The following is a 26,869-nucleotide window of genomic DNA, read 5'->3' as shown; positions in this document are numbered from 1 at the left end:
CGCTACATCGAAACTAAGAAGCAGAATCCCAAATAGCAACCAAAGTTTAGCGAGCCGGCTTCCGAGGTGGATAAAGGACGCGAGTAATAAAACCGAGTTGAGTAAAGCGATCGAGAGATTAAAAAAGAAATTACGATAAACACGTCCATTAGGATTCGGAGGAGCCCATGAATATAGCTGTGACACAAAAAAGGTTGGAAGACTTGAGTGACCTTACTTACGAGGTCCATATTGGCAAATCGAGTGAAGTGGATTATTGCGATATCATGATACTCAAGTTTATAGGGGAGTATCGATTTGGTTCGCAAGGCAATTCAGATGCGCGTTTTATGCGTGCCATTGGTGAAGCCGTTTTAGAAGCGTGGAACCCGCGTGGATTACTCATCGATTTGCGTGATTTGTCCTATGAGTGGGGCGATCAACTGGAAGATGTATTTTATATTGGAAGCGATAAGTACAGGGATCGGCCATTTCCTGTTGCCGTACTCGTCGGAAAAAATTCTGAGGAAGCTGTTCGGACGCTGATTGTCGGGCCGTGGGGGACTGAAAAAATAGAGGAAATCGGCTGGGTATTCAAGGATGTAACAAGTGCTTGGGCTTTCATTGAAGCGAAATTAAAGGAGTATCATCTGAAAAAGATGCTATAAAACTTGAGGTGAAGATAATCAAACCAATTGCAGAAATAAAACCAGAAGAACTACATAAGCTCGTCACCTTTCTCGATTTCTTCCAAAGACTAGATGCGATAGAAAGCGAAGAGGGAAAACGGAATATGCTCGAACGTGAAGAAGTATATGAATTCCAGGATGAATTGTCTGCAACAGGATTTCTCATCTTGTTTGATTGGAAGAGCTGGTTGGACCAAAATGAAATTTATAAGGATATCAAGAACGATATAGAAGAGCAGGTAATGAAAGCGGATGTAGAGACTCTTCGGAAATTGATGACAAGCTATATACGAGGCGATCGATTTATGGAGGGATTGTTCGATGGCGTCATTCTAAACGGACATGTCACAAAGATACTGGCGAGGCTCGAAGAATTACTGGACAGGGAGCAGGTAACGTAAACTTTTCGACTGAGTTTTTCGAAAGCAACATACGGGGGAAACATAGCTTTTCCTTGTGTTTTGGTAAAGGCGTTCGTTACAGATGGGTTTATCAAGCAAAGGAGGGGAACCAATGAGTGAGATACATTCGCAAAAGTGCAATCTAAATATCTGGTATTACATGCCGGATGAAGTATGGGCTAAGGTAGCCGCGATATACGAGAGGATGCCAAGCTGGATTGGCTATACTAATGGAATCCCCTATTGGTTCGGACAGGAAGAAGATGAAGTGTTTATCATGGCATCCGTTGAACCAAGCGGATTGTCATTTTATGCGGAGATGAGTGATCGTGAGTGGAGTTCGTGGATCAAGAGATTTAAACGGGAAGCGACAGAAGCATTGGGATTTGAAGTCGGTGAACCGGAGGATGGGTTTGTCTAATAAATATGTACGAGTCCAGGTTTATCTGTTGGAAATGGAGAGATAACAGGTTATATAAGGCAAATATATAAACAACCTTTGTAAGGCTTCTGGCCACTGATATTGTTATCAGTGGTCTTTTCGTTATTGGCAACCTTATCGTCTACTAAATATAAATAAATTATTGGGTTTCCTAATATGGAAATATATTTCAGTCCAGATCAATGGTATCATAATAGTTATACGAAAACTATTTAAAAAGCGGGAGGAAATATGGAGAGAAATGTTGCGTGTGTCCAAGGTTTTAAATTCAACTACATAACGGAAGTTCCATTGATAAGGTACATGAATGAATACTGTTCTTGAAGTTATTAACGATAAAATCGGTTTTATAAAGGGGTAGAAAATGAGGTTACAAGAAATAATTGGCTCAGTTGAAAAATACTTTTTGCTTGCAGTACTAGCTGTACTTGGATTAGCGATTATTTTTTTTCTCATATATTTTGTGAATAAAAAGGTTTTTGGTGGGAAGAAAAGACTTTCAAAGAGACGGCTGCTCCTAGTAGGTTTGTTTATTTGTTATGTCATTATGGTTATTGGCGTTACTTTTTTAAATAGGGGATCTAATTTCCAGGGCAAGATGGAACTATCTTTGTTTTCATCGTACAGAGAGGCCTGGTATAACTTTAATGTGAGGAACTGGCAGTTTGTGCTTTTAAATATATTTATGTTTGTCCCTTTTGGATTTCTTTTTCCGTTATTGCATTCACGTTTTCAAAAACCTGTATGGACCATCGGCATGGCTGCGTTATTCACCCTATTCATTGAGTGTGCTCAGTTAGTCACAGGATACGGTATATTTGAGCTGGATGATTTATTCAATAATCTAGTAGGGTCTATTATTGGGTACGGCATCATCATGGGCTTACTAACAATGAAAGCTAAGAAAATAAAGCATTCCTTTCTCTACTTTTCACCGTTGCTCTTAACAGGAATCGTATTTGGAAGCATGTTTTTCTATTATCATGTCAAGGAGTTCGGGAATCTTTCCATCAGGCCAATTCACAAAACAGATATGACAGAGGCTGCTAAAACAGTAGAGATAAAGCTCAATGATAAAAGATTTTCAGTTCCCATTTATAAAGCACCTAGCTTTACAAAGAAGGAAGCAGACGAATTTGTTGTAGACTTTTTTAAAAGAATAAATGTTGATCCGTCGAATATGGAGGATATATCTTATCCGGATTTAGGTGTGTATCGGGTGTATGGGGAAAATTCCTATAACCTGTCATTCGAATTCTTGGATGGCAGTTATGATTTCTTGGATTTCTCAAGCCATAATGGGGATGTCGAGCCGAAAGATGTAGATAAAGAAGCAGTGCAGCAACAGTTAACAGTATTCGGTGTTGAAATCCCGGAAGATTCCAGTTTCAAGAAACTAGATACAGGTGTGTTTGAGTGGACAGTCGATAAAAAAGAAATACAGAATCAATTAATTGACGGTTTATTGGTCGCAAAATATTACAGTGATGATACGGTCAAAGGAATTGACAATCAATTAGTTACCTATAAGAAGGTAAGGGATGTTCAAATAAAAAGCGAACAAGAAGCATATGAGGATATTGTAAATGGGAAGTTTAACTATTACTACGACAATAAGAAGATAGGTAACATAACGATTCATAAAGTGGAGGTAAGCTATTATTTAGATTCAAAAGGCTATTACCAGCCAGTTTATGCTTTTTATAGTACGGTTGATGGAACGGAAATGACAATATTAATTCCGGGAATCTAGACAGCAATGGGCATAAGTAAGCCATCAGGCCATAAATAAATGATATATCCAAAGGGCAACCCAATTAGGGCTGCCCTTTTTATTAATTTCGATTATCGTATAAAATGGAAGGAAGCACGATCTGATAAACACACACCCCGAAGTAAGGTCAGGGATTTCTATACTATAAACTGGAAAGAGTGAATGAATTGAATAAAGAAGAAACGGTTCTAGACCAATACGGCTTAGAGCCGGATAGGATTTATAGTGAGAACATAAGAACTCTGTTGAGAGAAGAAATTGATAATAAAGATGCCGAAGACAATGACTACTTGAAAACACTCTGCATCATGTTATTTTCAATCGGAGCGGTGGAAGACAGTCTGCTCATCTGGGAAGCAAAGCAAAAAAACTTTGATACAAGCTGCTATATTGATGTCCAGCTCCTATGCGGCGCAGAATATGACGCTACCCTCGATTATCTGCTGACTGCAGCAAGTGAAGAAGCAGTTGAGACAATGGATTATCTTATGAACCATGAAGAAACCGATTTTGCCAGTTTTTCTAAAGGTGAAATAATGAATGACTACAAGCGGTACTACGGCATTCCGGTATGAAATAATGGATTTGCCGGAGGAAACGATAGAACGGAGGGATACGGTGTTACGGAAGGAAGCTATACAAATCATCCTGAAAGAGGATATCGCGAAACTAACGAGGGATGAACGTGAGGGAATGCTATGGAACGCTTGGGGAATCGATGAACAGGACCCTGAATTTCATGTTCTCTCCAAGTCGCTGCAGCAAGAATTGTTGAACTCAGATGAACCCACAAATGATGTAATGGACTCCCGTTATGATGAATTGTTAATTATAAATGCTGAAGGTAGCTTCTATGGCCATCCTAACGAATATTTAGCTAAACGTGTTTCAAAAATAGTAGGAGGCAATATTAAGGTGGAAGGCCATGTAGAAAAATTACTGCCTTGTCCTTGCTGTACTTATGAAACCTTGGCAGAGCGAGGGGAATATGATATTTGTTCCGTCTGCTTCTGGGAAGATGACGGCAACGATGACCCAATCCGCTATAGCGGACCCAATCATATGACCTTATCAGAAGGCAGAAAGAACTTTGAAAAATACGGGGCTTGTTCAGAACAAGAAACTACATTTGTCGCGCCCGACAGATTTGAAATCTACAGCAAGGCTGATAATGATTCAAGGGAGTGATCCTATGGATAAACAATCGTATGCAAACTATCTGCTACAGTTGATGGATGAAGAGCTTGATGATGAGGAGATAGAGGAAGCACAATTCTATGGGTATTTCCAAATGTTTATGCCCGGCGGAAAAGACCTAGAGGCTACTTTTGCACCTCTTGAAGAGGGGCATGCGTATTTACAGAGAATCTACCAAATCTATAAAATGCTAGATCCTGAGGATTTCAATGGACCTACCGTACCGGGATATTTTACTGGCAAAGCTGGCCGTGTATCCGATGAGCGATTGCTGGAGTATGGCAGGGGCTTGATTCAAGGCTTACAGGATTTACTGAAAGAGTCTTCCGCGGGATATCTGCTTGGAATCGAAGATGTTGAAATTGTACCATCAGGAACAATCGATGAAATCCGCCAGCAATACGAACCTGAATTATATGAGACGATTTTCGACATCATCAGTGACCAGAAGGATTACGATGAGCCGATTGAAATCCTCGACGAGGCTTATTACTCGATTGCGTGTGATTACTGGATCTCCTATTATCTGCAATGGCACCGATATGGATTGAAAGGTGATCCGTTCGCGCCTTATTTTGAACTGTACAGAAATGGATACTCAGCGGTCTTCTCGGAGAACAAGCTGTATATCGGTTCCTGATGATATATATAATTGATAAAAATACTGATTGAACTGAGGTCTCATATGGTACCGAATCAACACAAAATGAGAGTAATGGAAGCCGTTGCGGACAGAAATCTAGCTTCCGTCATGAATGATACAAAGTGGAGGGAACTCCAGGATGCCGTGCTGAATGAATTGTTATTTCCGCCGCCATACCAGATCAAATATGTAATGGAAGATCAATTGTACCCGGAAGAGTTTGAGTCGGATGTGTGGTATTGGGGAGATTGGATAGAGGGCATTGACCCGTTTTACAATGTAGAATGGATCCGCGTGCGGCCGAGGTATTTGAAACATCGAGGACGTCTGGTATCGCCTGAAGTTGTTGATATTGCAGATGACTTTGGGAAAATACTGAAGGAATTATCAATACCCTATCGACTCGATCAGGATACATATACTATTTATGGCTACATATCAGAGATGAGCTTACTAACAAAGTGAAACGGAAACTGCTGTTTTTAAAATGAAATCATTCGGAGGTGTAATCAGGATGCAGCAAATACGAAGAAAAAAAGAAATTGAAGGAACTACTATGCCAGGCATCATCCAAAATGGAGGCCAATATTTCTTCGTCAATCTGGATGTGTATGAAGATGGCATGGCGAATTGCTGGGAACTAGTCGATTTAAAGGGGCTTAAAGAAAAACTGGACATCGGCTGGCTAACGCCAAGTGTGCCTGTGGGGAGGACTCTTTCGATTCATGGACTAGGCGCTTATAAGATCCAATCAGCGAATTGGCGGTTCGATCACGAAACCTATTATGAAAATGTGATACATAAAGTAAAACAACTCAATCCTGAATATGAAAATATATTTACCATAACGAAAACGCAAAAAGAGATAACTGAAAGAAGAAAGATTGTCCATTCACCGACGGCTGTCGATTTCTATGTTGTGCGTGAAATGTTCTATGAGACAGCTGAAGGAAAAGGGTTATTTATTTTTATGAAGGAAAATGAAAAAAACTACTTAGTGAACATGGTCGTGTACAAAAACGGGCTTGTTGGAGTCTATCATTCCGATTTTGAAAAGTACTTTCAGTTCGATGAAGTTGCCGAGTTGTTTACGAGCGGAGTCTTTTTCACGGAATTCACCGGTTCGTTGGAAGTCATTATCGGGGAGTTAGGAGAAGTATATTTTTCACCAGTCATGCTTGCAGCAGATATGAAAGAAAAACAGAAGGAATTGACCGATATGTACAATCGGTTAAAAGGGGAGAAAACGACGTTAGAAATCTGCAGAGAAGCGTACTATCACTATTTAGCCAATCCAAGTGATTTCAATAGAGACCGCTTAAAAGAAAAATATGAGCTTGTTCCCGAACATGAACGGATGTACTTGGGGGATATGGATTCAAAAGACTGGGATTACCAGCGAATTATTTATAGTCCAAATGAGAAGCGAGAAGTTTAACACTGAGAGAATGCAGGCTGCAGTCTTTTCGAAGTTGTAAATCACTCAGTAATAGGGGGAAATCAACCATGACGGAACGAATTCCATGCCAGACGGAAGGCTGCAGCGCAACGATTCTGCCGGGCACCGCAGCCAAGACAGGCGGTATTTGCATGCCGTGCCATCAGGAGCAGGAACGGAAAAAGCGGCAAGCGTATATTGAGGAGAACCGCAAAACGGTGAATCTCTATGAGGGGCTAACCGATCCAGTAGAGATTCTCAAGGTGATGCATGCCCCGAAGAAGCATGATCCTCTTATTAAATATGTTCCTCATACGGTTCGCATAGAGCAGATGTACATCTCTTTATCAGAACAAGAAGCGGCACGTATGCTGAACTACGCAATAGAATGCCTTGCTGATCACAATGAAGATGAAGCAGAAGATATTCTATTATCTCTAGTATGCTACCGGAATGACAATATAGCAGATGCTTTGCCTGAGCTGATCCAGCTTGGCTTGTTCCATCACCCGATTCTTTTTAAAGACGCATCGCAAGAGATTCGTGATCAGCTAATAAATCGTGTGAACTGGGACGAGGACAACCGGAATCATCTCCTCCTTGCATTCGGCTGGATTGGTGATGAAGTGGTCATCGAGCAGTTCCGGGAATGGCAAATGCAACCCCCCACATGGACGGAGCAATTATATGTACCACCGGAAACGTATGCACTTGACGGAGGGTGGGAGCTTACTCTGGATGGGGAGCGGCGCGATCTTGTCAATCCATTATGTTACGCGATCAGGCAAGCAGACGAGCGGAATGATAAGTTCACTGAAGGACAGCATGCCCATTTTTTGGAGACAAGCGATTCAACATGCCCATGGTGCAATAGGAAGTTAACGAAGCTCGTGGACATAGCTGCCTCCCATCCGGCCCTGCGATATCTCGACTTGCAGATGGAGACGCTGCAAGTGATAACCTGTGACTTATGCGGGGCGTTTAGCACGATATACATGGAGTTGGGCAATGGCGTGCCTGTATGGAGCCGCTATAATGAGGAACCCGATTATCTTCCGGACATGGATGACATAGACAGCACTATTGAACTTTCACCCCGTCTCGTCCTTTCCAAGGAGCCGCAATCGCAGTATTATGCTGCAGAATGGACGATGTCACAATTGGATTCGCAGATCGGCGGCCATCCAAGCTGGGTGCAGGATGCAGAGTACCCGGTTTGTCCTTGCTGCGAACGAAGAATGCAGTTTCTCGGGCAGGTCGATTATGCTGATTTTGATAAATACGGTGAGGGCATCCTTTATCTCTTCATCTGTCCCGAAGACAGGATGACAGCAACGACCTATCAGCAAAGCTGAATAGGTCCAGTATCGGACTAAGGAGGAGTACGCTTGAATTGGAAGGAAATAAGCAAGAAGAATGATGATCTTCTGCTCGTACGGAAGGCTGCAGCGGAACTGGATGTGAACGAACGGGACGAAAGGGGAAGAACGCCGCTAATGCTGTTCTTGACCAATCGCATGCCTGTTCAGGCGATCGAGATATTGATCGAGCATGGAGCGGATCTTGAGGCAGAGGATAGACTAGGTGACACACCTCTTAAGAAGGCTGTGAAATTCAAGCAAGTGGATGCTCTGGTAAAGCTCATCGAAGCTGGAGCCAAGCTGGACTCGTCACAAGGCATATTGGCGACTGCTTGGAATGCCGCCCGTACCGATAAAAAGCTCGCGGACCTTCTGCTGGAAACGAAAGGAGCCATTCGCCTCACTCTGACACAAGAGGAGCAGGAGATTGTTGATGAGATTCTTTATGAAGAGTCGCAGGACAAGATGTGCGAGGCGATTGAACGGATCAACTCGCCGGAAATTTTACATGCCATTGTGAACGACTATAACTGGGATGACGGTCCGGAACCGATGCTGTCCGTTTTTCATAATCCTGCCGCTCCGGAAATTACCTTGTTAGATATGTATGATTTGGTAGAGGGAGAGGATTGGATGGATCGGGAGGATCTGAATACGGAAGAGGAAAAACGCTTTGCAGAACTTGCGGCTGCCTTGAATGAAAGATTGGAGCTGTTAAGGTAAATACATGAAGTTGTCTAGCAATCTCCTTCTAGGCACCGACCGCTACGGAGGGTATGAATGGATAGTAAAGTGCTGGATGATAAGGTAATCCTGAATGGTCTAGAAATTTATGGGCATTTTTATCACAGCAAGCTCGTTGAATAACAAATTTATAGTTTATAAGACTCTTCAGAATTTCTTCAAAACAACCGGATTTCCGCTCCAGGCGGACGCTTTCCGCGGGCACGGCTTCAGCCGCTTCCTTCGCTAAGCTCAATCCAGGGTCTTCAGCTCGCGCTGTTCCCGCCGGAGTCGCCGCCTTCCACTCCAATCCTGACATAGGCTTTATACAAATGTAAGGATGTATAAGATGCCATACTATGCTAGTTGGCAGGAGTGCAGGCAGTCTAAGTTCACCGCATTCTGCGGTGACAGCTGCAAATATTCCCAGAAGCGGCCGGTCATGCCGCTGTCAAAGTGATTGCGATTTACTCACTACTCATCATTTGACACAACTGCCATCCTCACAGTTTCGGGTACACGACAGTCCCGTCTTCTTCAATGATCGGCATGGCGCCCCATTTTCCAAGTTCGTGCGCGACCAGCTCTCCGCCGTCTTTTGACGGAATGATGTGGGTGACATCCCATTCATGGGCGGCAAGCCAATTACTGATGAGCAGGCGATGGCAGCGGGCGGGGTGGCGCTCCGAGCAGCAGTATGCCGTCCGCTTCGATTTTGCCAGCTTCATCAGTTCATCGATGCCTTCATGGAAGCAATGAGACAGTGTGTAATCCGCATAATTATGGAAAGAGGCATTCTGCCAGCCGTCATTCAGCGCAGGGGAGACCAGGTCAGAAGACGGACGCCTGCCGCCGAGGTCTGGCATATGGCGGTATGCGATGCTGGCGTTTGGCAGCCACTCCGCCATCGCCTCTTTTTTGAACCAAGGAAATTTACGGCTGCCCGGAAACGCCCGCACATCGACGAGCTGCTCAATCTCCGCAAGCTCGAGCAGCTCGATAAATTCTTCTTGCGAATGTGAATAATGGCCGATCGTAAAAATCTCCACTTTAGAACCCCCTCTATATGTTACAAGTTTTCCACTGAGGGGTGTGGGTAAAACATAGCAACAGTATACGCTTAACTTTTGGCTGCCTTGCATTAATACACAATCGAATTGGCGATGTCCACCAAGGTTTCAGGAGTGACCTTATCTGCTACTCGTTTATCAATACTCAGCATATATTGCCAGCCATTTCTTTCGAATACAAGCACATTGAATCCTGCAAAATTTGTATAAGTGGCGAGTGTTCCATTTTCTAATTCATAGGTATTCACCACATGCTTTTCGCTTAACGGAATATTATACTTTACAGGCCGTACATTAATTTTATAATGATTTTCAGATAACTGATCATGTATAAACGTTACTTCAAAGGAGTCATTCACATCGCCATCCAAATTACTGAACCTGCCAAAATGATGGGTAAAGGGAATTGGCGGTACTCTCATCGGAAGCTTCAGCTTTTGCTTGAAATGTTGCTCAAAATCATGCAATGCCTCTGCCACTGTTGTGTAGCCTATTTCGGGATAAATTTCTTCATACGGACGGGGTTCGTCGTTTGCTGTTGCATAGATGGCCGGGGTAAACAACGTACAAAAGGAGATCAGCAAAAGTAAGAAAGATCGTGTCATTTGTTTCGCCACCATTTATTTTTGGTGTAGTATTCCCGGCTACAGCAGATTTATCATTCAGCCTACATTTAACCTCTCAATCACTTCCGCTGTATAGGAATCGGTAAACCGAATTATCCCATGATCTTTTACAATCCGTCCTTCTTTTTTGCGGACCTCAAGCCAATCGGTAATGAAGCCGGGAGCATAGCCGCCTTGTCCGAATTCTCCGCCAAACGCGATGATGTTCTCATAGGCTGCCACGTACTGCTCGCGAGTCGTCTCCGGATACGACTTCGTATATAACCAAAATTGAACATCATACATGACGTACGATAATTCATCCGCATGAAAGGAAAAATAGCCTTTCTCCTCAACAATCCGTGTGCAGATGCTGCGGATTTTTTCTTCCACCTGATCGACTTCGGTTACTCGCGAGCAGAGCTCCGCAAGCAACGGCGAGAATGTGCCGTTCGCCACTTTATCCAGTGCTTCTTCTTTGTCTTCTTCAGACGTATCATAATGATCGTCGTGCACCAAACCTTTGATGAACTCCTCAAAATTATCGGCAAGGAAGGTGATCTCATAATCGTCTTCTTGATCGACGTGAATGACTTCGGGTTCACCCTCTCTGCCGCAAGCCCGGTAGTCCAGCATGACGACATCATGGCCGGCTGAAGGACAATCACAGATCACTATGCCGATATCTGGATAGCCCCATTCCTCAATCATGAATTGGCTGCCCAGGTCCCCGCATAAGGAATAGCTTTTATCTCGGCCAATTCCACTGATCCCTGTGATTGCGATATGATCCTCTGCCCAGGAAGTCGGCTCCTCTGTCGGGAAGTTGGTGTTTTTCGGCACGCCGCCATTCTGATGCTTCATTAGCTGAATATAAGAGGAGGGAAGTTTGTACCCAAGCTCTTGCTCGATAGACTTAATCAATTCATCGGTAAGCGGCTCGGATTGATATTCCTCTCTCGCATAGTCGCTGTCCTCCCAGAAATCTGCTAGGAACACATCAGAGAAAGTAACTGTCTCCAATTCGGAACCCACGCGATTCATGGAAGCTCTCTTCTTGGCAATCCGAAGTTCTTCTTTTTTCTGCTTCTCCGCTCTACAGATGCTTTGATTTAAATAGTACTCGGTATGTTGATCGCCGGGCTGTAATTGATCAGACTTACGGAAAGACCGAACCGCTTCCTCGTATCTCTTTAAATAATAAAGAGCAAAGCCTACCCGGTAATGCCAGAGAGGATCCTGCTCGCCCTTCTCAGAAATACGATTGAATTGGGAGAGCCCTTTCTTGTAAAGCCCCAAATTGTTATAGGCCCTGGCCAAATGGGTGATGATTTCATAGTCCCGTTCCTCTTCATGGATTGCTGATATTGTATCAACAATTTGCTGATGGTCGTCTGTTTCATGCCAATTGTTCAGTTGTTCCAATAGTGTTAGATTCATTTCTACCTCCAAGATATTAGTAAGATACGAGGTTAATTTGTGCTTGGCCGCCTCTACCTATAAAATAGTAATCATTATAATAGAGGATACTATAACTCATTAAATATGTGGAATCATAATACAAGTATTCTCAAGTATAGGATTTGAGAGTGCGGAAGAAAAATATAGTTCTAAATGTAAGAAATACGTAGCAACTTGGCACGAGGAAGAAGGTTTTTCCCGTGATAATCTTTAACATGAAGAGGAGGAGCAGTAATGGATGTAGCAGTACAGAGTTTTTTGGAAGATGTGTGGAACGAGCTGATGCCTGTATACTACAAAGAGAGCAAAAGGATAAATGAGTTCGTATCCAAGCGCCCGCTCCAGGCCGGGGTATTTGATTATTTACAGGTCGCTTGGCGTAACGGGAAAATACATATTGATATTGATGAACCGTTTGATTGGACTGACAGCTCCTATAAAATCGAAGCAGGTCCTTATATTGCCGAGCTATCGGAAGAAAGAATTAGAACTGAGCTTTATCCGGCATTACGCAAGGAAGTGGAAGGGCTCTTCTTATCAGATAAACTGGGACCACATTTTTTTGATTATCGATTCCAGCTCGTTCTTTCTATTGAAATGAAAGATAAAGACATAAAGATTTGCGATCAGTTCGTAAATGATGAGAAATTAAATCGGCTCCGCCAATCATTACAGAAGTTTATCACATCCAAAATCATGTCTGATCTTCCCATATTGCCGAGTGGAGATGACCAGTTTTTCTTTTCGCGTCTTTTGGTAAATCCTGATCTAATCGAGCTGAAAGAAAATACAGTTGCCCCATTAATCGGTCGTTTATCCGACAAGCTCAGAAGCAACAAAGAACGCTTGGACGAATGGACTAGCCAATATACTTCAGCTATGGATAGTTGGATACAGAATGTTTATCTTCCTCGCTATTTTAACCGTGCCGACAGCTATACGAAAGATTGGATACTTAAAGAGGATGGGGCGCTGCCGAATACAGAACAACTTTCATTCTTTGTGTATACTGCTCTCCAAATAGGAAAAATGAGACCGGATGCTCGTGAGCAATATTTGAAGCTTGCAGTCGAGCTTGGGTCAAAAGAGGCGAAAGACTATATCCGGAGGGGAAGCGGGAAATTCGCTCCCGTATACAAAGGAACCTATGCAGAAGTTCAGAATAATGATGTGACGCAGACCATTGCAGTCAGGATTTTGGCCGAGGAGGAAGCGGCTTACGGAGAAGTGTTGGATCACATTACCGAATTGCTGCAAAAAGGATTTCCGAAAGAATATAGCCTAAAGCTGAAAAGCAAACAAAAGAATTATCTTCCTTTAAAAAAGATGGCTAAATCGGAACTTCATCGGTTTTTTGCAGGTGCGCTGACCTATCCAGCCCTTTATCCCAAATTGGAGACGTATGCAATTACCGCGATGGAACCTTATGCATGGTATCAAGATACAGAGCCTGGTGAAAAGTCGGTCATGCCTGGCACCTATGCGGTACTCGGATTAGGCTTGTCCAGCAGGGACTACTTCTCGCTCGTCTCTCGTTATATGGAGATGGTAGATACGGAGCACCAAATGATTCAAGATGGTTATGCGCAAGTCTTTATGGACGCACACGGCGTGGAGCCGGAATTGATGCCGGTTCTAATAGACATACTGCTGGCAGGGAATGAGGAAGCAACACCTATAAAAAGCTTCGTCATCGATCGAATCGAGCTGGCAGAAGCGCTTCTTCAAGAGCTGTTATCTAAAGAAATCTATGAACGGGAGCTAGTACTATACCGGCTATTCGGCAGCCTGCAAAAGCTGAGAAAGGCCGTTAAGTCAAATCAAACAAAGCCTGAGCTTGCGGCAATATATGCAGAGCTGCTTTCTCTTGTTAGTTGATAGGTGCTGAATTCATCCCGAAAGGTCTTCAAGAATATATCGGTGGGAGAGGCAGAATGCATGTCAATCTTATTTAAAGCCTCATTTGTGTATGTAGGGATTGAGGATGAGACAATATTAATTGGATTTGCAGATGATGAATTTGAAACCAAAGAATATGTGTTGTTTCAAAAGTCATTATGTATTGAAGACATACCCATTCTAAATAAGGTGCATATTACACTTAATAGTGAAGATAGATTTGCTTATGGAGGGATAGGTAAGATCATACTTAGGCGGAAAGATATTTCAATCTATTTATCTCAAGAGACCGCAAGATCACTTGGCATAATTGATTCCATAATCATTGAATATGATCTGGATGAAAAAAGATATGATGCCTTATTAAGTCAGTTTAACAAATTGAATGTAGATCAAGAGATCGCAATTGAGGTTACGTAGAGTTTGGAGGTATAAATATTGTTTTTAAGCAGTTAATAAAAAAATACTTCTTGTAACCAAAATGTACAATTTAGAACATGATTCGACAGCAGTTATTTTCAAACTAACCGAGGGAGTGAGAAAGAATGAAGAAAAAGCGAGCGATTTCTCTCGGCAATCTAGTGTTTTTCATTCCAGTTATTTTTTTGAGTTTTACCATGTGGAAAGATTACATGAGATATTTGGATGTCTCCACACCAACTTTGGAGAGCGCTTATATGCTGGATGAGGGAAAGAAATTGATAGGCTTTTCAAATGATGACCGCTTTCGTGAGCAATATGATGTCTATCTTTTCGATACCGCTACGGAAACCGTAATAAACAAGACGACTGTACAAACCGATTTCATAGCCGGGCTGGGACCGGCGACTTATCAGAAGGATGGAATCGTCGTTCCGACCTATGACGATTCTCGTGGACTGCAAATAAACTATTTCCAACCAACAGGTGAGGTGGAAGAGTTGGCGCAGAGTACAATAGAAATTCCATCTGCTTGGAGTTCTAATGTTTATTCCTGGCGCGGCAGACTAATTGTAGCTTGGGAATCGCCACATTCTGCATTTTTTATAGCGCAGGTGAAAGACGGAAAGCTCGAGAAAGTGAATTTGGGCGAAGAAGGATTGCTTCCGGCAAGACCTGTCCGGATAGATGAAGTACATGGAAGTTTTGAGAACGATCAGGCAGTTCCCTTATTTTCAGTGAGTTTACAGGACAATCGAACTGCGTTAGTCAGCGGATTGCTAGACGAAAATGGCGATGTAGCCGTACTGCTTCAACAAGAGGAGGAAGGGACGTTTGCCGCCCAGGATCGTGCGGGCGCTCAGTTTGCCAAAAACTTCGGTTTCGATACTGGGAGGATAGTACGCGAAAATGGGAACTACCCGGAAGAAGCTGTATTTTATGACGCAAACACGAAACATTGGGGGTCAGCGGTTCCAACACCAAAGCCGGTTTATCAAGCCCGTGTGTTCTTATTGAATGATGAGGAGGTTCTGATTGCCGGTTCAACTGCAGAAGATGAACTAGAAGGGACAGTCATCGGATATGTATTTAATGAAAAATCGGGAGAATTTCAAGATGCCACTGTACTTCTGACGCAGCTGCCGTATGATAACCTGAAAAATAGCGAGACTGCATTTTACAAGCAATTGGGCAGTGACGACGTTTTCTATCATGGGGGAGATCTTGCATCAGGCCATGTCAATCTGAACAACCATAAGGCTCAGTTGATTTCGAGTGATCAGGTCGAAGGATGGATGCTCCAAGAAGAAGAAAACAAAGTCTCCATTCAGAGTTTCTGGAACTATGTAAAACAAGGTGGGGCCATCGTCATTAACTGGGGAGTTTGGGTATTCATCGTTCTAGCCTTAGCACTAGGCCTCTCAATCGTCCCGCGTATGTTGGCAAGATCAGGCATGAAAAAAGTGAGAGACGGCGAGCATATTCAGGGCAGGATTGTCGAAATGGAAGAAACGGGTACATACGTGAATGAACGCCCGCAAGTCCGCTTTAACGTTCAGTTCATGGATGAAGGGCAAGTGAATGAAGTAGAAATCAAAAAGATCATCTCCTATTTGAATTCTATTCACATTGGCGATCCTGTAATGATCAGTTACAACCGAAAAAAACACAAGGCCGTGTTCATCACAGAAGAGGATCTTACCCATGCGGTGCAAGAGTCTCAACCGATACATATTAAAGATGCGGTCCTCACCCGAATCGATCGTTATGGAAATGTAAACCGGGGCCAAGCCCTTCAGCTTCGCTTCACAGCAGAAGGATGCGATTATACAATACCTGTCGTTCAACCTTTCGGATTTGAATACCGTACGGGTGAACGAGCAGACCTAATTCTAATTCAAGGTATGGCGAGAATCGTAAGGTACGGCCATGGAAGCATAGGTAAGGCATCTGACCAACTCTCCTTGCAAGGTGAAGTCATCCATGTGCAGAAAATGCCGATCATCATTGAACATAAACAGCTAATGCTTATGGAAGTTATGGTGACTAGTGGAGCGGACAGAATTCGTAAAGTCAATAGTCTCTTTGTGCCTCAGAACATGTCCCTAACAGTGGGTACAGTACTTCCGGTTAACATAGAAAAAGAAGATTTACTTAAGGAGGCTCGATTACTTCAAGGTAAGCAGGGCTCGGCAAAAGTGCTCTCTGTACAATTTGATGGAACAAAGGGAGAACGACCAATAGCCGATATTATCGTAGAAAAAGACGGATTTTCCTACCACATTAATCAGACTATCGAACCCGTATATGGTGTCGTTGTTGGAGATGAGTTGTGGATTGCTTACGATGAAGGTACTCAAGAAGCCATGATTATTAATTATGCTATAAGATAACTGGAACACTAAGGCTATGAGGGAGTCAAATAAGCCTGTCGCTTCGACAGGCTATTTAATTTGTTTAATTTTGAGGTTTTTGTTGCTTTTTTTGTAGCGTCTTTGGATGCAGGTCAACTCTTTGACTGAGCCAAAACTTTATCCGAACGGTAACTATTTTTCCGATTGCATTAGTTAGACTTTACCTTATCTTTTATCCTGTAGACAATCTGACTATGCCTACTATGATTTTCATTTTAGTATGGGGAGTATGGAGCGGTGTTAGTGCCAAGATCACTCATTATTGCAGCGATAAGGAGCATACTGAAAAAAGCCTAATCCCTCCATCTCAGGAATGAGGGATTAGACTTATGAGGTAAAACTTAAACAATTACACATGACAGGGGAAACTATTTAGTATTAGCTAAAATAGTGTCTCACTTAAACTGACAAATCAACTGATAAAAACTCAAGCAGTGCCTGTTCCCGCTTGTCGAGCATAATTTGTTCCGCCTTGATGCCTTGCTCGCGCAGTAATTGAATATTTTGCACAAGGAATTCATCGCTGCCCACAACATAGAATAGTCCATCCTTGTCAGCAGCAAGATTCTTCACTTTTTCATAGTAATCTACACGGTTATCGACAAATTCTGATGTGAACTTTTTTTCAGTTGAAGATTCAAAAATAGTAGTGAATAAAAATTCATTTGATGAGTCAATATTCAGTGAATGAATTTTATTGACATTGTCAGCCCGATCAAAATAATCAAGTACGATTGGTCTGAAAGTTGCTAGGCCAACACCTGATGACAGCAGGTAAACATTTTTGTCTTCTCTTTTAAGCGGTATATTCGAATGGGTTTTAAATAGTGCGACTTCATCGCCGACCTTAAGATTTCGTAAGGACGATTTAAACTCAGAACACTGTTCTCTGATGCGTGTGGTAATACCGATTGAATTTTCGTGCGGTAAAGTGGAGATCGACATATGCCGAATCAGGCCGCGATTCGGTTTTTCTCCAGCATTAAAACCTTCCAGTGCGAAGTGGGTATGGGAACCTTCTTTCCATGTAAAGTCTTTTGGACAGTCTAGCAGGTACGTTTTAACCTCAGACGTTTCTTCAATAATCTGATTTATTTTAGTCCAATATATTTGCATTAAGAACTCTCCTATCTCATTCATATTTATCTGTGACTTCTTTAGTATACATTGAGTGATAATTATTCTCAATTAAATAGCCAGGCTGGAATAGAGAAAAGAAATTCTAGTATATGTCTAGTGGAGAATCAAAACGAAATTCTTCAGGCTCTTCTCACATTACTACATCAACTGTTTTTGTCTGCGATTTTTTTCCTAAATCTTTCACCTAGATCACTCTCACTTCAATGATTTTTTATTTTTTCACTTTAATAAAGAGTTGTCTCTTATCAAAATGTCAAATCCATAGAAAGCTAGGTGGACACATCATTATTGGTATAAATTTAGCTTGATTTACTCTGTAAGATAACATGATAAGTCATGTAATCATGCTTTTAATCGAATTGACAATCAAAATATTGTTAGGTAATATCTCTATCATGCTTCAGTAGGAAAAACAATAACTGTCGCAAAAACGATAAAAGGCAGGAGGGGAGACATGTTTACTTTATTAACGATAGGCCAAACTCCTAGAGAAGATTTGCTGAAAGCGTTTATTAAAGGAGGGGTTCGAGATGTCCAATTGGTTGGTGCACTTGATGGGGTTTCAGATGGAGAAATTAAAAAACTAGAAGAAGTCCCCGGTGAAGAAAAATTATTTGTTGTCCATAATAAGGGGACATCAAACATCAGTCATGAATGTATCGAAGAGAGAATCGGTAAGCTGATTAGACAATATGAAAATTCATCGGATGCAATCGCGCTGTTATGTATGAGTATATTTAAATCCGCATCTGATCAAACCACCATCATTTATCCGATCAAGGAACTTCGGGAAAAAGCAAATAATATAAATAGCAATGATACAACTATTATATTCATTCCGATAAAAGAACAATTGCCATCAGCCAAATTGAAATGGTCCGATGTAAAGGGAGACAAACTCTTTGTGGTGGCAAATCCTAAAGCTGAAAATGTTCTTGGTATAGTAAACAAAGAAATCATACTTCATTCCCCAGAATATGTAATTTTGGATTGCTATGGCTATGACTATGACCTGGTAGATGTAATTGAAAGCAATCACGAATGCACATGCTATAATGCTCAGCATTTAGTAGTTAAAAAACTGAAGTCGTTACAGTAGTACTAGAGGATAGAAAATAGGAAACAAACCCACTCCTAATATACTGAGTATTTAAACTACATAGTTACTTGATTACAATTAAAATATACGAGGTGTGAATATGGATTTAATCAATGAAACAAGATTATGGAAAACGATTAATGATTTAGCGTCAATTACGATTGAAAACCAACCTTGGACAAGAAGATCTTTTACTGCAAAGTATAACGAAGGACGAGAATGGTTGAAGAATCAAATGAAAGATATTGGTTTAGAAGTAGAGGTGGATGAAGCCTCCAATGTAACTGGAAGATTGATAGGAACAGAGCCTAATTTACCTCCCATTGTGATTGGTTCTCACACCGATACGGTTCCAGATGGAGGGAGATTTGATGGTATTGCGGGAGTTCTTGCAGGATTGGAAATTGTACGTGCGTTAACAGAAAATAATATTTCCATTAGACATACGATTGAAATCGTGGATTTTACAGCAGAGGAACCGTCAGAATATGGTCTTTCTACAGTTGGAAGCCGGGCGTGGACGGGTAACTTATCTGAAGAAATGTTGGCATACACAAATTCAGATGGGCAGTCCTTGTCGGAAGCAATTACATATGCGGGTGGAGATCCGGCTCATATTAAACAATGTAAGCGAGAGAATGGTTCAATCGCGTTGTACCTTGAATTACATATCGAACAAGGACCTGTTTTGCTCAGAAGAAATGCGAAAATAGGTGTTGTAACGGGTATTGTTGGAATTCAGCGCTATAAAGTAATAGTGGATGGCTTACCAAACCATTCTGGTACCACGCCCATGGAAATGAGAAATGATGCGCTTACTGCAGCATCCGAGATGATACTTGCTTTGGAGAATGTGGCCAACAAAGAATATGAACAGCCTGTAGTAGGTACAGTTGGCGTTATTCATAATTTCCCCAATGCTTCAAATGTAGTTCCTGGTAAAGTAGAATTTGCGGTTGAAATTCGAAGTATTTCTGATGGTGTTATAGATGCTGTCGGTACCGAGTTTTTATCACAAGTGAAAAATATCGCTTCAAAGCGGGATATGAAAGTGATAACTGAAAATGTATCTCGTTCAGCACCTATCGTCGTTAGTAATGAAATTAAACAGTTATTAACTAAATCATGCAGTTCAATTACGAATAAAGTGATCGAATTACCAAGTGGAGCAGGTCATGATGCCAATCAAATGTCATTGCTAGGACCTGTAGGCATGATATTCATACCTTGCAAAGATGGTAGAAGTCATTGTCCAGAGGAATGGGCGGAAAAAGAAGACTTGTATTTAGGTACGAAAGTCTTGTTAAATGCTGTGTTGGCTTTTTCAAAATAAGCCCAACAAATCACCTTAAATAACCTTATAGAGCATAAAACAACCCATTAATTATATTAAAATAATTAATGGGTTATTCTATTTTTTTAAAAATAACTGAATAAAAGCGCTTGCAAAAATCTCTTCGCTTCTGTATATTATCATTTATAGATAATGAGTTATCACTAAATGATAATCTTTGTAGGGTTGTTCGTAAATTTGAAATGGAGGATATATAGTTGAGTGCTGAAAAAACACTGGATATTCTAGAACAGTTTGATTTTGAAACACGAGCGCTAAGTGTGCCTGAACTAGCAACAAGACTGCAGCAGCCGCAAAGTTCTGTGTATAGACATATGAGGGTTTTGAAAGAAAAAGGATACCTGATTGAATATTCTCCAGGACTTTATAGTTTAGGGTACGTCTTTTTGAAGCTCGCTAAAATTGTGAAGATGGATACAAACCTACCTGTCATATCACATGAGGCAATGAGAGAGCTGACGAAGTCCACCGGAGAAACTTCCATCTTGTTGGTTCCTTCTAATATGCAAGCTGTCTGTTTAGGGGCAGTTCCTTCAGGACATCCAATAAAAGTCACTTCTGAACAAGGAAACATAGTCCCAATTTATGGTGGTGCTTCTTCTAAAGCTTTATTGGCATATATGGATGACCATTTTGTTGAAGAGTTATTTAAAAGCGGAATCGTAAAAAAACATACGGAACAAACAATAGTGGATTTGGACGAAATGGTAACTCATTTAGACGCTGTTCGCCAGAAAGGATATGCCTACTCTGATAGTGAAATTGATGAAGGTGTTATCTCATACGGTATGCCAATATTTGATAGTGATCATAAACTTGTTGCCTCGTTGAGTGTAGCAGGGCCAAAGGAAAGAATAGCGAAGAGGGATAGCCAAGAAATTGTCAAAGAAATAAAAATAGCGATTGAGAAAATAGAAAAACAATTATAAAAGGAGTTTTTGTAATGAACAAAGTAGATAGCATTATTAAAGGGCAAATTGTCTTGAAAGATAAAGTCATGAAAGGAGAAGTAGGAATCAAAGAAGGAAAAATAATCAGCATTCATGAAGGAACTGGTAATCTGCAATCGGATGAAGTTAAAGATTACGGTGACGCATTTGTATTCCCTGGCATGATTGATGTACATGTGCATTGTTTCAGTAATCCTGATGAAGGGTTTGTGACAACGAGCACCTCTGCGGCGGCGGGTGGTATAACTACTTTTCTAGACATGCCTTATGATTTGCCAAACCCAGTTAACAACGTTGATCAATTTAAAAAGAAGGTAAAACAATTAGAGGAAGAAGCAGTTGTCGATATTTGTTTATGGGGAACCATTACGAAGATAAATGGAACAGATCAAATTATTCCCTTAGCAGAAGCTGGGGCAATTGCTTTTAAAATGTCCACTTTTGAAACAGATGCCTATCGTTTTCCTAGAATTCCCGATCCTGAAATAATGAAAGCGATGAAGTTGATTGAAAAGACAGGACTTCGTGCTGCTTTCCATTCAGAAAACGATGAAATCATTGTAGATCTGATTGATGAATATCAAAAAGCAGGAAAAGTATATCCTAAAGCACATAACGAAACGCGTCCACCTGTTACAGAAACGAGTGCCGTTTTGAAATTAATGGAGTTCGCTTATTGGACAAATGTAAAACTCCATATTGTTCATGTTAGTCATCCAAGAACAATTGACTTGATTAAATTGTTCCAAGCTCAAGGAGTGAAAGTTACTTGTGAAACTTGTTATCCATATTTGTTAATGGATGTAGATGATTTGGATAAATACGGACCAATCGCTAAAAACAATCCTCCACTAAGAGAACAAGAGGAAGTGCAAGGTTTGTGGAAGCATATTGAAGAAGGAAACATCGACTTGGTTTCCTCCGATCATGCTCCATGGAGTGCAGAGCAAAAAGAGAGAGGCAACGAAAATATTTTCCTTGCGTCATCAGGCCTGCCTGGCGTTGAAATTATGATACCTTTAATGTTTAATAGCACCGTTTCAAATGGAAGATTAACACCGAATGAATTTTCAAATTTAATGTCAACACATCCAGCAGAAGTATTTTCTATACCTGGAAAGGGACAGATCAGTGTAGGATATGATGCTGATTTTACAGTAATCGATCCAGCACAAAAGACAGTTATCGATCAAAATTCTTTTAAATCATATTCGAAATTAACACCATTTAATGGACAAGAATTGAATTGTAAAGTGATTTCCACTATCTTACGTGGAGAAGAAGTATTCGATGGTGAAAACGTAATAAAAGGTCCTGGCTTCGGTAAATTTGTACCTGGATCAGCAGCTAAATAATGTTTTCCCGTGAAGTTCAACCAGATGGGCGAGCATGATATTTGAAAGGTAAGGTGAACATATGAAGCCATACTACATACTTGCCGCATTGCCTTTTATTGCGATATTAGGCGGCGCAGCTTTTGTAAATAAAATTGATCCCTATGTATTAGGCATACCGTTTTTCTTGTTTTGGATTAGTTTTTGGGCAGTGATGAGCTCGATCATCATGTTTGTCATTTATCGTTTGGATCCTCTTAATAAGGAGGTAGAAGAATGAACAGTGCTCTGGTTATTATCATTCTAGCTTTAACACTTAGTATCGCATTAGGCCTTATGGCAAAGCGCGGAAAAGACATGAGTATGGAGCAATGGGCAATCGGTGGTCGCGGTTTTGGCGGGATCTTCGTCTTCTTATTATTAGCTGGCGAAACCTATTCAGTATTTACATTGCTAGGAACAAGTGGTTTGGCTTTTAATAACGGGGCTGCGGCATTCTATTTATTAGCTTTTACTGCTTTAGGTACCATGACATCCTATTGGATATTACCCCCTATCTGGAAATACGCAAAAGAAAAAAATGTCGTTTCGCAATCACAGTTCTTCTCATCTAAATACAACAGTAATGGACTTGGAGTATTTGTAGCCATCGTAGGAGTTTTAGCGTTAATTCCATATATCACGATCCTGTTTAAATCAATGGGGATCTTAGTGTCGGCTACTTCCTACGGTGCCATTTCCTCCAATGTAGCAGTTTGGGTAGGCATGATTGGATTATTAGTTTACGTCATGGTTTCGGGAATTCACGGATCAGCATGGACTTCTACTATTAAAGACGTCTTAATTCTCTTCGTTATCGTATTCCTAGGAATTTACTTGCCGGTCCATTACCATGGAAGTTTCGGAGGATTGTTCCAATCAGTTAATGAATTTAAACCGCAAGCATTAACCCTTCCCCATAAAGGATTAAGCGTTTCATGGTTTGTTTCAACTGTTGCCATTAGTGCATTTGCATATTTTATGTGGCCTCATAATGCACCAACCATTTATGCTTCAAAAAATGCAAAAGCATTTCGATTAAATGCCGTTTTGCTTCCGATTTACGCATTAATGGTGTTGTTTGTTTACTTTGTTGGATTTACAGCAATTGTTGAGCTTCCAGGTTTGAAAAATGGAGACTTGGCGTTGCTAGAACTTTCGATGAAGACATTTGATCCTTGGTTTGTCGGTATTGTTGGGGCGACAGGATTATTAGCCACACTCGTTCCTGGTTCGATGATGCTTATGTCAGCGGCAACAATGATTACTACGAATGTGATTGAACCATTAAAGCCTGGTATTTCTGATAAAAGCAAAGCATTCTCTGCAAAAGGATTCGTTGTTCTATTATCAATCTTGTGTGCTTTCTTTTCAATGAGTGGAAGTGAAACACTTGCAACGTTATATTTAACTTCTTTTAGTTTAATTACACAAATGGCACCTTCACTATATTTGAGCTTAAGAAAAAATAATGGGATTACAAAATACGGTTCTGGATATGGAATGTTTGTTGGTGTGGCAATTGTTCTATATGTCACATTTTCTAAAACAACAATGGCCAGTCTGTTTCCATCCCTGCCAAGTGTTATTCAAGACTTGAACATTGGGATCATAGCATTATTCAGTAATATACTTGTTATGCTTATAGTAAGTTTCTTCACAAAAAAATCCCTCGTAGTTGAATTAAAATCATAAGTACAAACATTACAGAAGGGGCTGTCCAGAAAGTCGATGAAAATTGACTTTCTGGTACAGTCCCTTTTATTTCGTTTGGAGCAAATCTGTATTGATAGCCAACTCGTTTATCACAACTAAATAAAGCTAATAAATGAAAGATTAATAGACGGAAAGTGTTTGTTTTTACAAACATTCCGTTATACTTAAATTAGAGATAAGATGAAATTTCGGAATTATTTTTAATCACATGAATAATGGTTTTTCTAGTAGGTATTGTGCTAGAGGAGGTAGTGATTTGGTTAAAGAAAATCCAGATTTTAAAAGAGTACTATTAGCTTTTTCACTGCTACTAGTATTAATTGTAATCCTTAACGCTATTCCCCTACAGAAAAGTACATCTTTTGATGTGGCGGAGCTTCCTGATAACTATATCGTTATAGAAGGTTATGTGGTGTCTAAACAATTTAATTCTATTTGGTTGGCAGAAGAGCCAATTAGTTTTAAGGGTGTAATAGTAGGTGCTATAAAAGGCTATGGTGTTGATAGAATTAAGATCTCTAAAAATAAGGATTACAAGGATATAATAAATTTTGGGCAACTCAAGTTAAATCAACAAGTACGCGTTTATTGTGATTATGTAAGAGAATCTAATCCACCTACATCCGTAGCTTTCTATGTAGTGTTAGTTGAGAATAGCGATTAACCTTATAAGTTAAGTAGAGTACTTGTGCATGGAACATCTTTGATAATCGGGGAAGAAACAATAAACTAAAAGGCATCAACCAAACCAAACATTTTTTCAGCACCTCCCTTAGAGGTAGTAAATCAGGGAAGTGTTTTTTTGTGTGAGAAAAAACGTCTCTGTTAACGGCCGGCGTTGTTAAAAATACCCTATAGTCTTTCAGTTGGGTTTCTACTTTCCGGCATGTTAAACTTTGAAAGTTCAATTGGCAATCTAGAAGGTGGAATTCATTTGAAAAGAATGGAATATAAAGAACAACAGAAACGAGTACAAGCAGGGGGGAAATGGTCTAGGTGGAAGAAGCCATTGCGCATCGCGCTTATCGGAATGCTCGTACTGGCCGTTTGTGGAATGGTCATTTTAAATTTATTAATTTCTACTAGTGATGTAAGTAAACTAGACGAACCCGAACCGAGACCGACTTTTATTTATGACGAGAACGGAGAGATCGTAAGTAAATTATCGAACTCGACAATTGAAGGAGTTTCTCTAGACCAAATTCCGAAAGAGCTCGTTGAAGCCGTCATTTCTGTTGAGGATCAACGATTTTACAAACATAGCGGCATTAACTATGTCGGGATTGCGAGAGCTTTTACACAAAACTTATTGAAAGGGAAGGTCGTGGCTGGCGGGAGTACGATTACACAACAGCTCACGAAAAATGCATTTTTAACTAACGAGCGGACGTATTCTCGTAAATTCAAAGAAATGATTCTTACGAAAAAGATTGAGCGTACGTATTCAAAAGATGAGATTATGGAGCGCTATTTGAATCAAATTTATTTTGGAGAGGGAGCATGGGGTGTTCAACGTGCTGCGCAAGTGTATTTCGGAAAAGATGTAAGTGAATTATCTTTGAGCGAAAGTGCTACATTAGCGGGAATAATAAAAGCGCCCTCTCAATTGTCTCCTCACAAAAACATGAAAACTTCGGTGGAACGGCGCAATCTGGTTTTATCGTTAATGAAAGGCGAAAAGTACATTACTCAAGCAGAATATGAAGAAGCAATTGGGCAAAAGATTGTGTTAGCCGATTCAGACACGTTGGATTACACAGGGAAGTATCCTTATTATATAGACCGTATTGTTGACGAAGCAGTCAACAAGTATCATTTGACGAAAAATGAAGTTTTATCTGGCGGACTGCATATTACGACGACGTTAAATCCTGTTATCCAAGAAGCACTTGAAGCCGTCTATCAGGATAATCGTTATTTTCCTGAAAGCAAGCCAGATCAGCTCATTCAAAGTGCTTCCGTTTTTTTGGATCCTAAAACGGGGGGGATTCTTGGATTGATTGGGGGCAGAGGGGAGTATACGTATGGCCGCTTTAACCATGCAACCCAGCTTATTAGACAGCCGGGCTCTTCTTTGAAACCACTTGCTGTCTACACTGCCGCGCTCGAGCAGGGCTATCAATTATCGGATTTGCTTGTCGACGAACCAATCAACATCAATGGGTATTCACCGAAAAACTTTGATAAGCGATACAGAGGGCAGGTGACGATGTATGATGCTGTCGTTCATTCGTATAATATCCCTCCCGTCTGGCTTTTGCACCAGATTGGAATTGAAAAAGGTGTAAGCACTGTAGAGCGATTCGGCATTCCATTGGAAAAGGATGATCATAATCTTGGCCTCGCTTTAGGGGGCTTGCACAAAGGGACATCTCCTTTGCATATGGCGCAGGCGTTTTCAACGTTTGCGAATGATGGAGTCATGATGGAGGCCCATGCAATTGTCGAAATCAAAGATTCAGAAGGGAAAGTCCTAGGAAAGTGGCAAGAGCAGTCAACAGACGTTACAGCTGCGGCAGTTGCCCAGCAAATGACTTATATGCTGCAAGGTGCTGTTAAAGATGGGACGGGCAAGAAGGCGCAAGTTACAGGTGTCGACGTAGCGGGGAAGACGGGGACTACCCAGCTGCCGTTTACAGGCGTAGATGGCTCAAAAGATCATTGGTTCGTCGGCTATACACCGGATATCGTAGGTGCGGTTTGGCTAGGTTATGATCAAAC

26 protein-coding genes are annotated in these 26,869 nt (G+C 41.1%); 22 read left to right on the top strand and 4 right to left on the bottom strand.

Going from position 1 to position 26,869, the window contains the following annotated elements:
* The first annotated feature begins 167 nt into the window (after positions 1–167).
* The 11 genes from NCCP2222_RS02170 to NCCP2222_RS02120 all read left to right on the top strand — a co-directional run bounded on the left by NCCP2222_RS02170 (position 168) and on the right by NCCP2222_RS02120 (position 8,647).
* The gene (locus NCCP2222_RS02170; protein ID WP_248509183.1) at positions 168–647 is read left to right on the top strand and encodes a hypothetical protein; all 480 of its coding nucleotides are present in this window, start codon (positions 168–170) and stop codon (positions 645–647) included.
* An 8-nt stretch (positions 648–655) separates the two neighbouring features.
* Positions 656–1,069, top strand: a complete 414-nt coding sequence (locus tag NCCP2222_RS02165; RefSeq protein ID WP_248509182.1) for a DUF6508 domain-containing protein — start codon at positions 656–658, stop codon at positions 1,067–1,069.
* 112 nt (positions 1,070–1,181) lie between these two features.
* Complete coding sequence (locus NCCP2222_RS02160; protein ID WP_248509181.1) at positions 1,182–1,490, top strand: hypothetical protein; 309 nt, start codon at positions 1,182–1,184, stop codon at positions 1,488–1,490.
* A 385-nt stretch (positions 1,491–1,875) separates the two neighbouring features.
* Positions 1,876–3,264: a VanZ family protein gene (locus NCCP2222_RS02155; protein WP_248509180.1), complete on the top strand. Its 1,389-nt coding sequence runs from the start codon at positions 1,876–1,878 to the stop codon at positions 3,262–3,264.
* Between the two features lie 188 nt (positions 3,265–3,452).
* Entirely contained in the window at positions 3,453–3,860 is a 408-nt protein-coding gene (locus NCCP2222_RS02150; RefSeq protein WP_248509179.1) for a hypothetical protein, read from the top strand.
* Positions 3,826–4,473, top strand: a complete 648-nt coding sequence (locus NCCP2222_RS02145; protein ID WP_248509178.1) for a CPCC family cysteine-rich protein — start codon at positions 3,826–3,828, stop codon at positions 4,471–4,473. Before NCCP2222_RS02150 ends, NCCP2222_RS02145 begins: the two co-directional genes overlap by 35 nt.
* 4 nt (positions 4,474–4,477) lie before the next feature.
* Entirely contained in the window at positions 4,478–5,122 is a 645-nt protein-coding gene (locus NCCP2222_RS02140; RefSeq protein WP_248509177.1) for a hypothetical protein, read from the top strand.
* Positions 5,123–5,167: 45 nt separating this feature from the next.
* On the top strand, positions 5,168–5,590 hold the full coding sequence (locus NCCP2222_RS02135; protein ID WP_248509175.1) for a DUF6678 family protein: 423 nt from the start codon (positions 5,168–5,170) through the stop codon (positions 5,588–5,590).
* Between the two features lie 49 nt (positions 5,591–5,639).
* A complete protein-coding gene (locus NCCP2222_RS02130) occupies positions 5,640–6,563 on the top strand; it encodes a DUF7638 domain-containing protein (protein ID WP_248509174.1) in 924 nt (307 codons plus the stop codon).
* A gap of 68 nt (positions 6,564–6,631) precedes the next feature.
* Positions 6,632–7,918, top strand: coding sequence for a DUF1963 domain-containing protein (locus NCCP2222_RS02125; RefSeq protein WP_248509173.1), 1,287 nt, complete (start codon positions 6,632–6,634; stop codon positions 7,916–7,918).
* A 33-nt stretch (positions 7,919–7,951) separates the two neighbouring features.
* Positions 7,952–8,647, top strand: a complete 696-nt coding sequence (locus NCCP2222_RS02120; RefSeq protein WP_248509171.1) for a DUF4274 domain-containing protein — start codon at positions 7,952–7,954, stop codon at positions 8,645–8,647.
* A 503-nt stretch (positions 8,648–9,150) separates the two neighbouring features.
* Here the strand turns inward: NCCP2222_RS02120 and NCCP2222_RS02115 are convergent.
* The 3 genes from NCCP2222_RS02115 to NCCP2222_RS02105 all read right to left on the bottom strand — a co-directional run bounded on the left by NCCP2222_RS02115 (position 9,151) and on the right by NCCP2222_RS02105 (position 11,762).
* Positions 9,151–9,696 carry a DUF488 domain-containing protein gene (locus NCCP2222_RS02115; protein ID WP_248509169.1) on the bottom strand — a complete coding sequence of 182 codons (546 nt, stop codon included), beginning with the start codon at positions 9,694–9,696 and terminating at the stop codon, positions 9,151–9,153.
* A gap of 92 nt (positions 9,697–9,788) precedes the next feature.
* Positions 9,789–10,322 carry a hypothetical protein gene (locus NCCP2222_RS02110; protein WP_248509167.1) on the bottom strand — a complete coding sequence of 178 codons (534 nt, stop codon included), beginning with the start codon at positions 10,320–10,322 and terminating at the stop codon, positions 9,789–9,791.
* Between the two features lie 57 nt (positions 10,323–10,379).
* Positions 10,380–11,762 (bottom strand): SMI1/KNR4 family protein, encoded by a 1,383-nt coding sequence (locus NCCP2222_RS02105; protein ID WP_248509166.1) that lies wholly within the window; start codon positions 11,760–11,762, stop codon positions 10,380–10,382.
* A gap of 255 nt (positions 11,763–12,017) precedes the next feature.
* On the opposite strand from NCCP2222_RS02105, the gene NCCP2222_RS02100 reads away from it, so the two are divergent.
* From NCCP2222_RS02100 to NCCP2222_RS02090, 3 genes are all read left to right on the top strand, one after another.
* On the top strand, positions 12,018–13,661 hold the full coding sequence (locus NCCP2222_RS02100; RefSeq protein ID WP_248509161.1) for a DUF6138 family protein: 1,644 nt from the start codon (positions 12,018–12,020) through the stop codon (positions 13,659–13,661).
* A 60-nt stretch (positions 13,662–13,721) separates the two neighbouring features.
* Complete coding sequence (locus NCCP2222_RS02095) at positions 13,722–14,102, top strand: Imm10 family immunity protein (protein WP_248509159.1); 381 nt, start codon at positions 13,722–13,724, stop codon at positions 14,100–14,102.
* Positions 14,103–14,227: 125 nt separating this feature from the next.
* Positions 14,228–16,495, top strand: a complete 2,268-nt coding sequence (locus NCCP2222_RS02090) for a hypothetical protein (RefSeq protein ID WP_248509154.1) — start codon at positions 14,228–14,230, stop codon at positions 16,493–16,495.
* Between the two features lie 420 nt (positions 16,496–16,915).
* Here the strand turns inward: NCCP2222_RS02090 and NCCP2222_RS02085 are convergent, their stop codons facing one another.
* Positions 16,916–17,632 carry a ferredoxin reductase domain-containing protein gene (locus tag NCCP2222_RS02085; RefSeq protein WP_248509152.1) on the bottom strand — a complete coding sequence of 239 codons (717 nt, stop codon included), beginning with the start codon at positions 17,630–17,632 and terminating at the stop codon, positions 16,916–16,918.
* Positions 17,633–18,110: 478 nt separating this feature from the next.
* On the opposite strand from NCCP2222_RS02085, the gene NCCP2222_RS02080 reads away from it, so the two are divergent.
* From NCCP2222_RS02080 to NCCP2222_RS02045, 8 genes are all read left to right on the top strand, one after another.
* On the top strand, positions 18,111–18,755 hold the full coding sequence (locus NCCP2222_RS02080) for an AroM family protein (RefSeq protein WP_248509150.1): 645 nt from the start codon (positions 18,111–18,113) through the stop codon (positions 18,753–18,755).
* Between the two features lie 100 nt (positions 18,756–18,855).
* On the top strand, positions 18,856–20,088 hold the full coding sequence (locus tag NCCP2222_RS02075; RefSeq protein WP_248509149.1) for a M20 family metallo-hydrolase: 1,233 nt from the start codon (positions 18,856–18,858) through the stop codon (positions 20,086–20,088).
* A gap of 218 nt (positions 20,089–20,306) precedes the next feature.
* Positions 20,307–21,038 (top strand): IclR family transcriptional regulator, encoded by a 732-nt coding sequence (locus NCCP2222_RS02070; protein WP_248509148.1) that lies wholly within the window; start codon positions 20,307–20,309, stop codon positions 21,036–21,038.
* A 14-nt stretch (positions 21,039–21,052) separates the two neighbouring features.
* A complete protein-coding gene (locus NCCP2222_RS02065) occupies positions 21,053–22,414 on the top strand; it encodes a dihydroorotase (protein WP_248509147.1) in 1,362 nt (453 codons plus the stop codon).
* A gap of 61 nt (positions 22,415–22,475) precedes the next feature.
* Entirely contained in the window at positions 22,476–22,673 is a 198-nt protein-coding gene (locus NCCP2222_RS02060; protein ID WP_248509143.1) for a DUF3311 domain-containing protein, read from the top strand.
* Complete coding sequence (locus NCCP2222_RS02055; protein ID WP_248509141.1) at positions 22,670–24,127, top strand: sodium:solute symporter family protein; 1,458 nt, start codon at positions 22,670–22,672, stop codon at positions 24,125–24,127. Before NCCP2222_RS02060 ends, NCCP2222_RS02055 begins: the two co-directional genes overlap by 4 nt.
* Before the next feature lie 277 nt (positions 24,128–24,404).
* The gene (locus NCCP2222_RS02050; RefSeq protein ID WP_248509139.1) at positions 24,405–24,812 is read left to right on the top strand and encodes a hypothetical protein; all 408 of its coding nucleotides are present in this window, start codon (positions 24,405–24,407) and stop codon (positions 24,810–24,812) included.
* A 279-nt stretch (positions 24,813–25,091) separates the two neighbouring features.
* Positions 25,092–26,869 (top strand): transglycosylase domain-containing protein (locus tag NCCP2222_RS02045; RefSeq protein ID WP_248509771.1); only part of this gene is annotated, 1,778 nt, incomplete at its 3' end.

Source organism: Sporosarcina sp. NCCP-2222 (assembly GCF_023168145.1).
Classification (GTDB): Bacteria; Bacillota; Bacilli; order Bacillales_A; family Planococcaceae; genus Sporosarcina.
Note: the sequence above shows the minus strand (reverse complement) of the source record. Positions and strands in the feature narration are given on the sequence as shown.

Excerpts from the sequence above, each read along its gene's own strand:
- NCCP2222_RS02170 (WP_248509183.1), top strand. The coding sequence starts at position 168 with ATGAATATAGCTGTGACACAAAAAAGGTTGGAAGACTTGAGTGACCTT.
- NCCP2222_RS02160 (WP_248509181.1), top strand. The coding sequence starts at position 1,182 with ATGAGTGAGATACATTCGCAAAAGTGCAATCTAAATATCTGGTATTAC.
- NCCP2222_RS02155 (WP_248509180.1), top strand. The coding sequence starts at position 1,876 with ATGAGGTTACAAGAAATAATTGGCTCAGTTGAAAAATACTTTTTGCTT.
- NCCP2222_RS02145 (WP_248509178.1), top strand. The coding sequence starts at position 3,826 with ATGACTACAAGCGGTACTACGGCATTCCGGTATGAAATAATGGATTTG.
- NCCP2222_RS02140 (WP_248509177.1), top strand. The coding sequence starts at position 4,478 with ATGGATAAACAATCGTATGCAAACTATCTGCTACAGTTGATGGATGAA.
- NCCP2222_RS02135 (WP_248509175.1), top strand. The coding sequence starts at position 5,168 with ATGGTACCGAATCAACACAAAATGAGAGTAATGGAAGCCGTTGCGGAC.
- NCCP2222_RS02130 (WP_248509174.1), top strand. The coding sequence starts at position 5,640 with ATGCAGCAAATACGAAGAAAAAAAGAAATTGAAGGAACTACTATGCCA.
- NCCP2222_RS02125 (WP_248509173.1), top strand. The coding sequence starts at position 6,632 with ATGACGGAACGAATTCCATGCCAGACGGAAGGCTGCAGCGCAACGATT.
- NCCP2222_RS02110 (WP_248509167.1), bottom strand. The coding sequence starts at position 10,322 with ATGACACGATCTTTCTTACTTTTGCTGATCTCCTTTTGTACGTTGTTT.
- NCCP2222_RS02105 (WP_248509166.1), bottom strand. The coding sequence starts at position 11,762 with ATGAATCTAACACTATTGGAACAACTGAACAATTGGCATGAAACAGAC.
- NCCP2222_RS02100 (WP_248509161.1), top strand. The coding sequence starts at position 12,018 with ATGGATGTAGCAGTACAGAGTTTTTTGGAAGATGTGTGGAACGAGCTG.
- NCCP2222_RS02095 (WP_248509159.1), top strand. The coding sequence starts at position 13,722 with ATGTCAATCTTATTTAAAGCCTCATTTGTGTATGTAGGGATTGAGGAT.
- NCCP2222_RS02090 (WP_248509154.1), top strand. The coding sequence starts at position 14,228 with ATGAAGAAAAAGCGAGCGATTTCTCTCGGCAATCTAGTGTTTTTCATT.
- NCCP2222_RS02085 (WP_248509152.1), bottom strand. The coding sequence starts at position 17,632 with ATGCAAATATATTGGACTAAAATAAATCAGATTATTGAAGAAACGTCT.
- NCCP2222_RS02080 (WP_248509150.1), top strand. The coding sequence starts at position 18,111 with ATGTTTACTTTATTAACGATAGGCCAAACTCCTAGAGAAGATTTGCTG.
- NCCP2222_RS02075 (WP_248509149.1), top strand. The coding sequence starts at position 18,856 with ATGGATTTAATCAATGAAACAAGATTATGGAAAACGATTAATGATTTA.
- NCCP2222_RS02065 (WP_248509147.1), top strand. The coding sequence starts at position 21,053 with ATGAACAAAGTAGATAGCATTATTAAAGGGCAAATTGTCTTGAAAGAT.
- NCCP2222_RS02060 (WP_248509143.1), top strand. The coding sequence starts at position 22,476 with ATGAAGCCATACTACATACTTGCCGCATTGCCTTTTATTGCGATATTA.
- NCCP2222_RS02055 (WP_248509141.1), top strand. The coding sequence starts at position 22,670 with ATGAACAGTGCTCTGGTTATTATCATTCTAGCTTTAACACTTAGTATC.